Raw genomic sequence first — 14,979 nt, 5'->3', positions numbered from 1 at the left:
ATTTATATGGGGTCCGGACCTGCGAGGTCGCTCTCCATGGGGGAGAGGACGGAGAGGGTGCCTCTGACCGAGTCGTCGTAAAAGCAGTAGCGCTTCCGTCCGTGCTGCTTGGCTGCGTAGAGGGCCTGATCCGCCCGGTGGAACAGCAGCTCATAATTTTTGCCGTCCTTGGGCGCGATGGACACGCCCATGCTGAGGGAGACGTCAAACTGGGCGTATCTGCCGGCGATGGCCTCAAACAGGCGGCTGACCATGGGCTCCACCTCATCTTTATAGGGGGTGAAAATCAAAAACTCGTCTCCGCCGATTCGGGCGGCGATGTCCTCCTGGCGGATGTTCTGGACAATCCGCCGGGCCACGTCCTTCAGCACCTCGTCGCCGAACATATGCCCGTACCGGTCGTTGGCGTTCTTGAAGAGGTCCAGGTCGAAGAGAATCAGCGCGTACTTCTCCGCCCTGCCCTTCACCAGGGCGGACTCAATCTGCGCCCGGGCGGACATATGGTTGTGGAGCTTTGTGAGGGAGTCCTGCTCCGCCTGCTCTTTCAGCGCCTCCAGCTGGAGACGCTCCTCGTGTACGTCGGAGAATTTGCCGATGGTCCCGGTCATCACCGGGTGCTCGTCCCCCACCCACAGGGGCCGGGCCACCACCTTGTACCAGCGCTGCTGGCCGTGAATGTTCAGCGCGTAGACGGCGTGAATCAACGGGTTTTCGGGCGTGGCGGCGGTCAGCCGGCCAAAGAGATCGTGCAGATCGTCGTACGAGAGGACCTTGTGCAGCTCGGCATTGTGCTCCGGGTGGGGAATCAGCTCAGGCAGCCCAAGCTGAGCGGCGCCCCAGTCGGAGAGGGTCAGCAGATCGGTGCTCAGACTGTACTCGTACTGAATCTCCTTGGACATGGAGGCGAAGAATTGATATTTGGTCCGCTCCTGCTCCAGCAGGGCGAGGGTACGGCTGGAGACCTTCCCGGTGCTCAGCACCTGGGAGGAGATGCTGGAGATCTCGGAGGCGGAGATCTGCTCCGTGGTGCTCTTGGCCATCTCCTCCGCGATCCGCGGCCCCATCTCGATGAGGCACTGCAGGAGGATGGGATTGAAGACGCCGCACTCGCCGTTGAGGATCATCCGCATGGCGGCCTCATGGGAATAGGCGGGCTTGTAAATGCGCTCGTTGGTGAGCGCGTCGTATACGTCCGCCACAGCCACCACCTGGGCAGAGATGGGGATTTCGTCGCCCTTGAGTCCGTCGGGGTAGCCATGGCCGTCATACCGCTCATGGTGCCACCGGCAGATTTCATGGGCGATTTGGATCAGCTCCTCATTCTGGTGGCAGGGGGCGTTCTCCAGAATCCGGGCGCCGATCTCGCTGTGGGTTTTCATAATCCCGAACTCCTCCGGCGTCAGCTTGCCGGGCTTGTTGAGAATGTGCTCCGGGATGGATATTTTTCCAATGTCGTGGAGGGAGGAGGCGTTGACAATCAGCGCGATCCGGCCGGGGGTCAGTGGGTAGCGGCCTGTCATATGGACCAGATGGCGCAGCAGCAGGTCGGTGATGGTGCGGATATGCAGCACATGCATCCCACTCTCGCCGTTGCGGAATTCCACGATGTTGGAGAGAATCTCCACCATCAGGAAGTTGTTGCGCTCCTTCTCCAGGATTTGCTCGGTCACCATGCTCTCCAGCATCTTCTGCTTGGCGTAGAGCATAATGGTGTTTTTTACCCGGCGCTGGACCGTCTTCTCGTCGAAGGGGCGGCTGATGTAGTCGGTGGCCCCCAGATCGTAGGCCTGGTCGATATAAGAGGAGGAGGTCTCCGCCGAGATCATAATGACGGGCACGCTGCTCAGCCACTCGCTCTTGCTCATGTAGGCCAGAACCTCAAAGCCGTTCATCTCCGGCATCATAATATCCAGCAGCACCAGGGAGAGCTCCGCGTGGTACTTTTCCATAATGGAGACCGCCTCCAAACCGTTGGCCGCCTCCGAGACGGCATACCTGTCGGCCAGCATGTCGGCCAGCATGGAGCGGTTGATCTCCGCGTCGTCTACAATCAGTATCTCGTATTTCTGTTCCGTGCCAGACACCTCCCACCCGTGTCCCGGGCGCTTAATTCAAATGGCTGCGAATGGCCGCGCGGGTCCGGTGGTACTCCTCGCGGACCCGGTCAAAGCACGGCTGGGTGCGGTCGTCGGGCGTCCCGGCGCGCAGATTTTCCGTCAGCTCTATGCAGGCGTCACGCAGGGCGTTCAGACTGAGATTCATGGAGATGCCCTTGATTGTATGTACCGCGCGGAAGGCGTCCTGATAATCCCCCGCATCCATGGCGGAGCAGAGCAGCTCGAAGCTGCCGTCCCTGAGGAACATGGTCAGAAAACGATCAACCCGGTTTTCACTCATAAATCTGCGCATCACGTCGTCGTAATCGGCGGCAGCGGCGGCGTAGCATTCTCTCAAGTTCACCGGACCATCCCCTTTGATCATAATATATTGATACATTATAGTCCAAGATATCGAAAGAGACAATCACATTGTTGCAAATTGAGACAAAGAAATTGAATTACAACGGGTCTGAATGTTGAATCCTGCTTTTTTGCTCGAATATATGGAAATAAACTCAAAATACCGTTATAATTGAGCAGGAAAGGCGGTGCAAGATGTCAATCAACAGTCAGGAACAGACGATATACCGCAGCCTCGCGGGACAGATCCAGCTTGGTTTTTTCGACGACGGCGAGCGGTTCCCCTCCGTACAGGAGATCGCCCGGCGCTTTCGCGTGTCCTACTGCCCGGCGCAGCGGGCCCTCAAGGCGCTGGAGCGGGCGGGGCTGGTGCAGCTCTGCCGCGGGAGGGAGACGCTGGTGATTGCCAAGCCCTATCATAACTACCTGGACAGCCCGGTCTTCCGCGCCCGGGCGCTGGCGCTGGCGGATCTCTGCAGGAGCCTGGAGTTACTCTCACCCGCCATTACAGTGGAGGGAATTTGCCGGATGGAGTCTGGGCAGCTGCCGGCACCGCCGGAGGCGGATGCCGAGTGCGCCCAGCGGGCGAAGTACCTGTACAGAGGCTTTGAGAGGGCGCTGAGGGCCCTGGGGAGCCGGACCGTGCTGAGTCTCTACTACGACGTGGGCGCGTTCGCCGGGAGCGCGCTCCTCGATATCCTCTCAGAGCAGACCGGCGGGGAGAGCGGCGTCCTTCTGCGGGAGCTGTCGGAGGGGACGCTGCGGAGCCTGCAGGACTGTGAAGGGGGGAACTTCTCCGCGGCGTTTCGGCGGCAGCGGGACGCGGCACAGCGCTTTTTTGCGCTTCCCGAGCAATTTCTGGACGGGGCGGCGGCAAGCGCCGCAGAAGCCCCGGCGGCCTTCCAGTGGGAGCCGAACAAGGGGCGTACCCGCTACTGCGACGTTATCGCAATCGATTTGGTCTGTGGGATTAATCAGGGGAAGTATCCGGTGGGAACGCTCCTGCCCTCGGTTGGGGCGCTGGCGGACATCTACCATGTGTCGACGATCACCATCCGGCGGACCGTCGGCGTGCTGAATCAGCTGGGCGTCACCGCCACCATCAACGGCGTGGGCACCCGGGTGATCTTCGCCGGGGATGCGACGCTGCTGCAAAAACGCAGGGGCCTGATGCTGGACGAGAACCTGCTGGACTTCCTGGAGGCGGTTCAGCTCTTCGCCCTCACCTGCGCCCCGGTGCTGGAGTATACCTTTCCCCACCTGAGCGGAGAGACCCTCCGGGGACTGACTGACGCGGTGTCGTCGGGCGACCGGAAGGCCGGTATGGTAAACGCCATCAGCGCCTGCCTGCAGGCGGTGACGCGGGAGTGTCCCCTTGCGGCCGTCCGTGAGATCTACGGAAAGATCACCCTTCAGCTGCTGAAGGGGAGCGTGCTGCGGCTGAACGAGACCGGGGAGGAGCGGGTGGACTGCTGGTCCGCCCTCTCCTCGCAGCTCCGGGAGAGTCTGACTCAGCGCGACGGCGCGTGCTTTGCCCAGCTTTTCCGGCGGGTGGCCGCGGACAATTTCCGTACGTCAAAGCAGACCCTGCTGGAGCTGAAGGTGGCCGGCGCAGAGGCGGTTGCCGCCCCGGCGGAACTCTCCGGGATGGAATAAGAGCGTATAAGAAGCGGGGCCATGCAAGTTGCATGGCCCCGCTTCAGACTGTCAAAAAACCTCAGCTATGTTCTATTCCGCCGTCAGCGCCCGGTACAGCGCCTCGGTGTCGTCCACGATCAACCCGGCCCCGTGCTCCAGCAGAAAGGCCCGGTCCCGGAAGCCCCAGGACACCGAGATGCAGGGGAGGCCGGCGCTGCCGGCGGTCTGGATGTCCACGTCGGAATCGCCCACGTAGACGGCCCGGCCGGCGTCCGCGCCCAGCTCCCTCAGGGCTTTGAACACCGTGTCCGGCGCGGGCTTGCGGGAAATCCCGGCGGCCTCGCCGATAGCGACGGGGAGCAGCCCCTCAAAATAGGCCTGGGCCAGGCCCTTCACGGCGGCGTCGAATTTGTTGGAGACAATGGCAAGGTGAAAGCCTTCCGCGCGCAGCCGCCGCAGCAGCTCCAGCACACCCGGGTAGGGGGCGGTCCGGTTCTCCATGTTGAGGACGTAGTGGGCCCGGAAGTCGGCCAGCACCTTGGACACCAGGTTCTCCGGCGTGCCCTCGGGCACCGCCCGGGCCACGAGCCGGGCCACCCCGCTGCCCACGAAGCGGCGCACCTCGTCCACAGTACGCTGGGGCAGGGCATTGACGTTCAGCGCGTAGTTGACGCTGTCGGCCAGATCCTGAAGCGTGTCCAGCAGCGTCCCGTCCAGGTCGAAAATGACCGTATCATATCGCATAAAATCCACCTTTTCTCTGTCTTGGCTGTTGAAATTTCATTGCAGATTAGCGTCCATTATACAACTCCGCCGCCCGCCGCGCCATACCCTGCGGGGCCCTTCCTCTCCTTTTGGCGACTTGACCAACAGGGGACTATCAACTCCCCCTATCACTTGTGATAGGTTATGGGAAAACGCCTTGATTTTGAATTTGCAATCTGCTATGTTAATTTTGCATCAAACTATTTCCGCCAGGAAATAAAGTTAAGAGGAGGAAACTAGCATGAACACGAAGAAGCTGGGCTCCCTGCTTCTCGCGGGCGCTATGGTGCTGTCTCTGGCAGCTTGTACGCCCAAGGAGGCGGAGCCGACCCCTACCCCAAGCGCGTCTGCCGCGCCCGAGGTAAAGACCATCACCAAGACCGCCCAGGGCTACGGCGGCGAGGTGAGCGTCACCGTCACCTTCACCGACGGCGTGATCACCGACGTGGCCGCCGTGGGCGAGAGCGAGACCGAGAATATCGGCGGCAACGCCCTCAAGGAACTCCCCGGCAAGATTAAAGAGGCGAACAGCGCCGACGTGGACGGCACCTCCGGCGCCACCATGACCTCCAACGCCATCAAGAGCGCCGTGAAGGCCGCCATCGCCGAGGCCAAGGGCGAGAGCGAGCCCACTGCCGGCGCGGTCGCCATGAAGCCCGGCACGTACACGGCCACTGCCAGCGGCTTCTCTCTCCTCCAGCCCCTGGAGGTGAAGGTCACCGTCAGCGAGACCGCCATTGAGAAGATCGAGCTGGGCGAGAACGCCGAGACCTACCCGTTTGTCACCGCCGCCATGGAGAAGATTGTTCCCCGCATGCTGGACGCCCAATCCGTCCGGGTGGACGCCATCACCGGCGCCACCGGCTCCAGCACCGGCATCAAGCTGGCCACCGAGGCCGCGCTGAAGGACGCCCTGGCCGCGGGCGGCGCGGACGAGAGCGCCATCGAGAGCTTCTACACCGTGCCCGAGAAGGTCGGCAAGCAGGAGACCATCGACACCGATATCCTGGTGGTGGGTATGGGCGGCTCCGGCACCGCCGCCGCCATGAGCGCCGCCGAGGCCATGTACGCTGCCAACGGGGGCGACGCCTCCAAGGTCTCCGTCCTGGCCATCGACAAGGCCGGCAAGTACGGCGGCACCTCCTGCATCACCGCCGACACCATGGGCATCAACGCCCCTGAATACGACGCCACCTACCACGGCGGCAAGGACTACGTGGACGCCGAGGCCATGAAGGCCGATTGGAACAACTTTACCAAGGGCGACGCCAAGCAGGAGCTGCTGGACCTCTTCTTTGAGGAGTCCGGCCCCACCATCGACTGGCTCATCAGCCACGGCTTCGACTACGGCGAGGGTTCCCCCGACGGCGAGGGCTGGGAGTACGGCGGCCCTCAGCGCGGCTTCACGCCTGAGGACATTTTCTACTGCAAGTTCCAGTACACCGGCCAGGGCTACGGTAACTGGAAGAAGGAGACCGGCGAGATGTTCGACGCCATCATCGCCGACTATGAGAAGCTGGGCGGCAAGTACCTCCTGGAGGTCGAGGGCACCGAGCTTATCTACGATAAGGCGTCCAACACCGTCACCGGCGTGAAGGCCGTGGGCTACGACGGCACCGAGTACACCATCAACGCCAAGGCGGTCATTACCGCCACCGGCGGCTTCTCCAACAACGCCGAGCTCCAGGAGCAGTACCTCTCCAACGAGTACTACCCCCTCCAGGGCGCCTGGAATATGTACGGCATGACCCAGAACGACGGCAAGATCTTCGCCTCCGCACTGGATATCGGCGCGGGTACCTATAACATTGGCATGCCCCCCATGGTCCATCTCCAGGGCGCGCCCATCACCCTGCACGAGTACCCCGTGGAGATCGTGGGCGATGAGAACGACGTGGGCTTCTGGTCCGCGCTGCCCCGCCGCAACTCCCTCAACGACTTCCCCAACGCCCTCGCCAGCGCGGCCTACGCCCTCCAGGTGGGCATGGACGGCGCTCGCTTTTCCAACGAGGCTGGCACCTTCCAGACCTGGAAGTCCGGTCCCAGGTACTACACCATCTGGTCCGACGACTACTTCCAGTCCGTCAAGGAGAACGGCCTGCCCGGCGCGGGCTTCGGCGACGACCTGACCTGCCAGGGCGGCATCGACGGCGGCAAGCCCATCCCCGAGGTCTACGACGTCATCGACCTGTGCATCGAGAAGGGCATCGCCTACAAGGCGGACACCCTGGAGGAGCTGGCCGAGATCACTGGCATGGACCCCGCCACCCTGACTGAAAATGTCGGCCGTTACAACGCAGCTGTGGCCGCCGGCGAGGACACCGAGTTCGGCAAGAGCGCCGACTACCTCACCATGTCCATCGCGAATGAGGGTCCCTACTACGCCTTCGTGGGCGCGTCCTACATCTACTCCACCGTGGGCGGCCTGGACGTGAACACCGACATGCAGGTTCTGGGCAGCGACAACGCCACGCCCATCAACGGCCTGTACGCGGTGGGCACCGACTCCCTGGGCGTTCTGTTCAGCGAGCAGCGCGAGTACGTCACCTATGGCGGCGCGGCCCAGGGCTGGGCCTACACCTCCGGCCGGATTGCCGGCAAGGCTGCCGTGGAGGACCTTGAGGGCTAAACCGAACCAGTCAGCTTATATTTTACTCTTCAGTCATGCAGCCCCGGCTGTGTCCGAAAGGACATGGCCGGGGCTGCGGCTATGATTGAGACGGACAGAAAATAAGAACTGAAATGTGAAAGCCCGGCGGGAAAAGAGCCCCGTTCGGTTCTGGGACGGATACGGATTCATTGGAGAGCCTCCGCGGCCTTATCAATTTCCGCTTTTCTGCTGTCCGTCCACCGCTTCCTCTTGACAAATTCCACGCCCTGGGTTAGAGTAGAGAAACAGATTTTCGAGATGACGGCGGAAAGGGTGTTCGGGATGTTTGGAACGAAGCGGGTGAGAACAGAATAGGTACGACCCGTGGACGACCAGCCGCTGCGCCCGGATGCCGGGAGCGCTTATAGATCAGGTTGCCGTGGCGTTGCTTGCCGCGGTTTTTTTGTACCCAAATGAGTGTAGGGGGCGGTTCTGCCGCCCCGCGAGAAAGGAGGTCCCCATGGACCCGACACAGACCGGGGGCGGCAAGGCCGCCCTGATATGGCGCTTTCTGCGTCCGAGCCTCTGGCTCTTCACAGGCGCGCTGACCCTCTCCATGCTCAACACGGTCTTCAATGCCGCCACGCCCCAGATTATCCGCACCACCGTGGACTCCGTCATCGGCCCGGAGCCCTTCGCCCTGCCGGAACCGCTGGTGTCCCTCCTGAGGCTGGACAGTCTGGAGCTTACCCGCGGACTCATCCTGGCGGCGGCGGCCATTCTGGCGGCGGCGGTCCTTTCCGGGGTGTGCAACTACCTCTCCCGCATCTGGACCGCAAAATGCTCGGAGAACTTCGTCAAGGGCCTGCGGGACGGACTCTACGACCATATTCAAAAGCTGCCCTTCTCCTGGCACACAGCCCACCAGACCGGCGAGATTATCCAGCGCTGTACCTCCGACGTGGACGTTATCCGCAACTTTGTCACCAACCAGCTCCTGGAGGTCTTCCGCACCGCCTTTATGGTCGTTTTCTATCTCGTTGTGATGTTCTCCATGAATGTGAAGATCTCACTGGTGGCCCTGGGGTTCCTGCCCATCATCATGGGCTACTCCTTCTTCTTCTACACCAAGATTGCAAAGCGCTTCCTGGCCGCCGACGAGGCGGAGGGGGAGCTCTCCACCACCGTTCAGGAGAACCTGACCGGCGTCCGGGTGGTCCGGGCCTTTGGCCGGGAGCAGTACGAGATTGACCGCTTTGATGTAAAGAATCAACGCTTTACAGACCTCTGGATCAAGCTGGGCAAGCTGATGAGCGCGTACTGGGCCAGCGGCGACCTCATCACCGGGCTGCAGATTATGACCGTCCTGCTGGTGGGCGTGTACGAGACCGTGGGCGGCGGCGTCACCGCCGGCGAATTCCTGGCCTTTATGTCCTATAACGCGGCCATGGTCTGGCCTGTGCGGGCACTGGGCCGCATCCTCTCCGAGATGAGCAAGGCGGGCGTGTCCATCGACCGCGTAAAATATATCCTGGACGCCAAGGAGGAGCCCGGCCCGGCGGAGCCGGTGGAGCCGCCCATGGACCGGGATATCGTCTTCGACCACGTATCCTTCGGCTATGAGGAGCAGGGGAGTACCGTTAAGGATATTTCCTTTACTATCCCTGCCGGGTCCACCTTCGCCATTCTTGGCGGTACGGGCAGCGGCAAGAGCACCCTCATGCACCTTCTGGACAGGCTCTACGACCTTCCTGAGGGCGGCGGGCGCATCACCATCGGCGGCGTGGACATCCGCAGCATTCCCCGGGAATACCTGCGCAGGAACATCGGCATGGTCCTCCAGGAGCCCTTCCTCTTCTCACGCACCATCGAGGAGAACATCAAGGCCACACGGCCCATGGCGAGCCTGGAGGAGGTCCGCGCCGCCGCAGCCACCGCCTGCGTGGACGCCGCCATGGCGGAGCTCTCCCTGGGGTACGACACCATGGTGGGGGAGCGGGGGGTCACCCTCTCCGGCGGGCAGAAGCAGCGCGTGGCCATCGCCCGGATGCTGATGCAGGGCGCGCCCATCATGGTCTTTGACGACTCCCTCTCCGCAGTGGACGCCGAGACCGACGCGCAGATCCGCGCCGCCCTCAGGGAGCACGAGGAGGGCAGCACCGTGGTCCTCATCTCCCACCGCGTCACCACCCTCATGCAGGCCGACCGCATCCTGGTCCTGGAGGACGGCCGGGTGGCCGAGGAGGGCACCCACGCCCAGCTTATGGAGAGGGGCGGCATCTATAGGCGCATTTACGACATTCAGATGAACAGCGAGGACCGGGTCCTCCTGGAGGAAGGGGGGGACGACTGATGGCCGCCTACGACGAGAAGGAATATGCCCAGTCCTTTGACTGGCGGGTGTGGAAAGCGCTTTTCCCTTACCTAAGGCCCTATAGGAAGACCCTCATTCAAATCTTTGTCTTTATCTTCCTGTGCGCCTTTATCGACATTCTGCTCCCCCTCTTCCAGCGGTATGCCATCGACCGCTTTATTGAGGGGAATACCACTGCCGGGGTAGCCGGCTTCGGCGGGGCCTATGCAGCCGCCATTATCCTCCAGGCCCTCTTCGTGGTGGCCTTCACCCGGGGCTCCATGCGGCTTGAGATGATGTTCGGCCGGGACATGAAAAAGGCCTGCTTCGTCCACCTCCAGACTCTGTCCTTCTCCTACTACAACGTGACCCCGGTGGGCTATATCCACTCCCGGGTCATGAGCGACACCAACCGCATAGCTGCCCTGGTGGCCTGGAACTTCTTCGATATGCTCTGGGCCTTCTCCTATGTGATCGGCGTCTTCATCGCCATGCTGATGCTCAACGTCCAGCTGGCCCTGCTGGTTATCCTGGTGGTGCCCGCCATCGCCCTGCTGACCTGGTATTTTCAAAACCGCATCCTCCACTGGAACCGCAAGGTGCGCAAGGCCAACTCCAAGATTACCGGCGCCTTCAACGAGGGCATCACCGGGGCAAAGACCTCCAAGACCCTGGTCATTGAGGACCAGAATTTTGCCGGTTTTCAGAAGCTCACCGGAGATATGCGCGCCTCCTCCGTGAAGGCCGCCCGCCTCAGCGCCGTCTATATCCCGCTGGTCCTCTTCGTCAGCTCCATCGCCACGGCGGTGGTTCTGGCCAGGGGCGGCTTCCTGGTGAGGGAGGGACTTCTGCTGCTGGGCACTCTTTCCGCCTTCGCCTCCTATGCGGCGGGCATCTTCGAGCCCATCCAGCAGCTCGCCCGAAACATGGCCGACTTTATCTCTATCCAGGCCAATATTGAGCGCGTTACCGGTCTTTTGGACGAGAAGCCCCTCATCAGCGACGCTCCCGAGGTGGTGGAGCAATACGGCGACACCTTCCACCCCAAGAAGGAGAACTGGCCCCCCATCAAGGGGGACATTACCTTCGAGGACGTGTCCTTTCAGTACCCCGACGGCAATGAGGAGGTGCTGAGCCACTTCAGCCTCCATATTCCCGCCGGGACCACCGTGGCCATCGTGGGGGAGACCGGGGCGGGGAAGAGCACCCTGGTAAACCTGGCCTGCCGCTTCTTCGAGCCCACGGCGGGCCGCATCCTCATCGACGGCGTGGACTACCGCCGGCGCTCCCAGCTCTGGTTACACTCCAACATCGGCTACGTCCTCCAGGCCCCCCATCTCTTCTCCGGCACGGTGATGGAGAATATCCGCTATGGCCGGCTGGACGCCACCGAGGCTGAGATCAAAGCCGCCGCCGAGGCGGTGAGCGCCGACACGGTGGTGAAGAAGCTGGACCGGGGATACGACAGCCCGGTGGGTGAGGGGGGCGACCGCCTCTCCACCGGCGAGAAGCAGCTCATCTCCTTCGCCCGGGCGGTTTTGGCCGACCCGCGGATTTTCGTGCTGGACGAGGCTACCTCCTCCATCGACACGGAGACGGAGCAGCTGATTCAAAACGCCATCTCCCACCTGCTGGAGGGGCGCACCTCCTTCCTCATCGCCCACCGGCTCTCCACCATCCGCCACGCGGACCTCATTCTGGTGGTCCGGGACGGCCGCATCGTGGAGCAGGGTAAGCACGAGGAGCTTCTGCGCCGCAAGGGGTATTACCACACGCTTTACAGCAAGCAGTTCGCCGAGGAGGCGGCGCTCCGGGCGCTCCAGGCGCAATAAAAGACGGCGGGGCAAAGTCCTGATGGACTTTGCCCCGCCGTCTTTATCTCTATATCCATTCCAGGATGGTATTGCAGAGGTATTTCCCCTTGATTCTCCGGCCGATTTTCAGCGCGGTCTCCATGGCCTCTTCGGCCATAGCGCCGGTCACCCCGGCCAGATAGTCCCGCGCGCCCTCCGGGTCCTGACCAAACCGCTTCACAGCCTCGTCCTCCGCCCGGGCCAGGGCGGCGAAGAACCGGTCCTCCATGGCCTCGTAGACGGGAACGACCTCCACGGGGGCGATGGCCTCGTAATTGCGGCAGCAGAGCTCGGCGGTCTCCTGGAAGGCCCACCAGGCGTCTGCGGGGTTGAATGCGCCGCACTCGCCCCGCTGGTAGGCCTCCGGCAGGCCGCGCCCTCCGGTGTAGCAGGGGACGAAGGGGGCCAGCCGGGCGTTGCTGAACGCGAACCAGACCGGGCAGCCCAGCTCCTGCGCAAGCGCGGGGGAGAGGTCGGCAATCATGCAGACGACCGTGCCCCCCTGGGCGATGCTGGTGCTGATCTCCATCCAGAAGGGGTTGTGGAAGCGTCCGGCCTCGGGAGCCGTCCCAAGGCTGTACTCCGTGCCCTCCAGCCCGTCCCGCATCAGGTCCATGAGTCCCCGCAGGGTGACGGGCTCCCTGGGGACACAGCCGTAGACCGGGGCCTCGGGCGGCAGGTTCAGCCCGCCCAGCTTGTTGAATACCCGCCATTTCCGCAGGGTATTCACCGGATTCAGCGCCCCGCCGTAGCCGGGGTTCAAATCGGTGGAGTCCCCGCCGAAGGCGGCGGCAAAGTTGAGCTTTTCTCCGCTGCGGACCAGCCCCTTCTCCACCGCCAGCTCATAGAGGCCGGGGGAGCAGAGAAAATTCTCGTGGTCCTCAAAGTCCACCTCGCCGATGCCGAAGCAGTTGGGACGGCACTCCACCTGGTCGTCGGACACCCGCCGGGCGCACCAGTAGCCGCCGGGACCCAGCTCCAGGAAGAAGCCCTCCTCCGGGTCGGCCACGGCCATGCAGACGGTCCCCTCGGCTCCGTCAATGGTGGAGACGGAGTAGCCGTACCGGGCGATCAGTTCCCCCGCCGTCTCAATGGCCTGCCGGGCGGTCCTGCCCCGCTCCAGCATCAGAATGACCAGGTCGTCACACTCCAGCAGATCTCCCTCCTTCTGGTAATCGGCAAAGGCGTAGACCCCCTGCATGGAGACCGCCACCCTCTGGTCGTTGACTCCATCCGCCCAGGAGACGCGGCGCGTGCCGGTCTCGTAGGCGGCTGCGGAATAGGTATAGCCGTAGGTCAGCGGGACCTGGGGGATGGGCGTGCCCTTAACGGTGAGAAAGGTATCCCCGCCGTCCCAGGCCCGGCGGGGTACGTAGTGCACATGGCCCGGACATCCGGGCCAGTCGTCGTTGGCGGCCAGGAGCACATGGCCGGCGGCGCTGGCATTCCTGCCCACAATGACGGAAAAACACATAGCGGCAATTCTCCTCTCTTATCGCGTTTCTTTCATCAGGGCCTTGGCGGCGATCAGGTAGGCGGCGCCGGTGATGATAAAGCAGAAGAACACCGCGCCGATGGAGGCCATGACGAAGGGGATCTGCTGGCCCACGAAGTAGGCGGCCACGCCCAGCAGGAAGCAGCCGATGGCTACTGGGTTAATGCCGTTCTTGTACCAGTAGGGGCCGTTCTTATTGCTGAACTGGCTGATGTCGTACTTCTTTTTGCGGATAAAGAAGTAGTCCGCCACCAGAATGGCGATGCAGGGCGGGAACACTGCGCCCAGGTATCCCAGGAAAATCTGGAAGGTGTCCAGAAAACTGCCCAGTACCAGGGGCGTGAGGGCCAGCAGCACCGAGCCCACGGCGATGATGGTCATAGAGACCTTGGGGGAGAGCTTGCTGCTCACGTTGGCGGTGGAGAATCCGCCGGAGTAGACGTTGATCATATTCACCGCAATGGTGGACAGCACAATGAGCACGTTGGCGATCTGCCCCATACCCAGAGAGGAGCAGATGTAGCCCAGGTCGGCGGAAGTGGGGTCGAAGAGACCGCCGTTGAGCACCGCCACCGCGATAGCGCTCACCGCGCCAATCATGCAGAACCACAGCATACCGAAAGCGGCGCCCGCCATGGGGGCCGCGGTGGCCGCCGTTTTGCTCTTGGTGTAGCGGGTATAGTCGGCCACCGCCATGACCCAGGCGAAGCCGAAGGCCGCGAAGGAGTCCATCGCTGAGCCGAAGGGCAGGGCCCAGCCGGAGTTGGCGGGATTGGCCTCCAGCTTCCAGGCCGCGATATCGCTGAAGGAAAAGGTGCGGAAGACCTGCACCGTAATCCAAACGCTGAGGACGATCAGGCAGATGACTGCGATATTCTGGGCGATGCCGATGAGCTTCGCGCCGCCGAAAATAGCGATTACGCTGGTGATGGCCAGGATAATGATCACGGAGAGGGCTATCATGGGCTTGGAGTGGGGGTCCGCGCCGGTAAAGCTGGAGATGAGGCTCGCCAGGGGGACTGCGGCGATATAAGTGTTGACGCCGCACCATCCCACAAACTGCAGGGCGTTGATGAGAGAGGGCAGCTTGCTGCCCACAATGCCGAAGGGGACGCGGGCCAGGCCCATGGTGCTGGAAGCCACCCGGAAACCCATGATGCCCACCAGGGCCAGAATCAGATAGACCAGAGGATTGCTGATAATGGCTGCTAGGAAGGCGCCGCCCAGCCCCAGAGCGCCCACGATGGTGCCCATATACCAGGAGGTGGGGTTGGCGTTGGCGCAAATCCAGACCGACGCCATCTCCTTGATGCCGTAGTATCTGGCGTTCATTGGGACATACTCGTCAATGTCATAGTCGCGGACGACGTTCTCTTTGTTTGTATCAGCCACCAGAACTCACTCCCTTTTTAATTGTGGCAACAAATTCTGCGGCGGGCGTCGCGCGCCGCCCGTCATCTGCAAATAAAATATATCCACAAAAATGCACTCTGTCAAGCATAAAAATTAATGCAAAAGCCACAGAAAAGGGGTGTCAATAATTAAAAACTCAGATTGGTCCTTGTGAAAACGCACAGGTGAAATATTGCAAAACGATATTATATAGTCAAATTATTTACCATTTTGCAATTTAAAAACAAAGGAAACACATTGATAATTATTAAAATATGGAAAATGAGAGTCCGGAGGGAGAAAAACGATAAAATATTTTACCATTACAGCGAATGAATTAAGAAAAATACCAAATTTAATCTGGTAAAAAAATTGACCAATATGTGCGCGCGAGAAAATGAATATATATTGGAAATATGAATAAAAATTCTGCG

General features: G+C 61.7%; 9 protein-coding genes. 4 read left to right on the top strand and 5 right to left on the bottom strand.

Annotated features, from left to right (window positions below):
* Positions 1–2: 2 nt before the first annotated feature.
* Both H8S62_RS05270 and H8S62_RS05265 read right to left on the bottom strand, forming a co-directional pair.
* Complete coding sequence (locus H8S62_RS05270; protein WP_341481018.1) at positions 3–2,084, bottom strand: GGDEF/HDGYP domain-containing response regulator; 2,082 nt, start codon at positions 2,082–2,084, stop codon at positions 3–5.
* 22 nt (positions 2,085–2,106) lie between these two features.
* Entirely contained in the window at positions 2,107–2,460 is a 354-nt protein-coding gene (locus tag H8S62_RS05265) for an Hpt domain-containing protein (RefSeq protein ID WP_173023549.1), read from the bottom strand.
* A gap of 194 nt (positions 2,461–2,654) precedes the next feature.
* Here H8S62_RS05265 and H8S62_RS05260 point away from each other — a divergent pair, with 194 nt between their 5' ends.
* The gene (locus H8S62_RS05260) at positions 2,655–4,115 is read left to right on the top strand and encodes a GntR family transcriptional regulator (protein WP_186918716.1); all 1,461 of its coding nucleotides are present in this window, start codon (positions 2,655–2,657) and stop codon (positions 4,113–4,115) included.
* A 72-nt stretch (positions 4,116–4,187) separates the two neighbouring features.
* Here H8S62_RS05260 and H8S62_RS05255 read toward each other — a convergent pair whose 3' ends face one another.
* A complete protein-coding gene (locus H8S62_RS05255; protein WP_155148026.1) occupies positions 4,188–4,841 on the bottom strand; it encodes an HAD family hydrolase in 654 nt (217 codons plus the stop codon).
* Positions 4,842–5,103: 262 nt separating this feature from the next.
* On the opposite strand from H8S62_RS05255, the gene H8S62_RS05250 reads away from it, so the two are divergent.
* From H8S62_RS05250 to H8S62_RS05240, 3 genes are all read left to right on the top strand, one after another.
* Positions 5,104–7,491, top strand: coding sequence for an FMN-binding protein (locus tag H8S62_RS05250; RefSeq protein WP_186918715.1), 2,388 nt, complete (start codon positions 5,104–5,106; stop codon positions 7,489–7,491).
* A 481-nt stretch (positions 7,492–7,972) separates the two neighbouring features.
* Positions 7,973–9,805: an ABC transporter ATP-binding protein gene (locus H8S62_RS05245; protein WP_186918714.1), complete on the top strand. Its 1,833-nt coding sequence runs from the start codon at positions 7,973–7,975 to the stop codon at positions 9,803–9,805.
* Entirely contained in the window at positions 9,805–11,637 is a 1,833-nt protein-coding gene (locus H8S62_RS05240) for an ABC transporter ATP-binding protein (RefSeq protein ID WP_186918713.1), read from the top strand. Before H8S62_RS05245 ends, H8S62_RS05240 begins: the two co-directional genes overlap by 1 nt.
* Before the next feature lie 49 nt (positions 11,638–11,686).
* Here H8S62_RS05240 and H8S62_RS05235 read toward each other — a convergent pair whose 3' ends face one another.
* Positions 11,687–13,132 (bottom strand): C69 family dipeptidase, encoded by a 1,446-nt coding sequence (locus H8S62_RS05235; protein WP_186918712.1) that lies wholly within the window; start codon positions 13,130–13,132, stop codon positions 11,687–11,689.
* 18 nt (positions 13,133–13,150) lie between these two features.
* Positions 13,151–14,545 (bottom strand): cytosine permease, encoded by a 1,395-nt coding sequence (locus tag H8S62_RS05230; protein ID WP_186918711.1) that lies wholly within the window; start codon positions 14,543–14,545, stop codon positions 13,151–13,153.
* Between the last annotated feature and the right edge of the window lie 434 nt (positions 14,546–14,979).

It is taken from the genome of Lawsonibacter faecis (assembly GCF_014287675.1).
GTDB lineage: Bacteria > Bacillota > Clostridia > Oscillospirales > Oscillospiraceae > Pseudoflavonifractor > Pseudoflavonifractor faecis.
The sequence above is the reverse complement of the archived record's forward strand: the minus strand, read 5'-3'. Positions and strand labels throughout refer to the sequence as shown.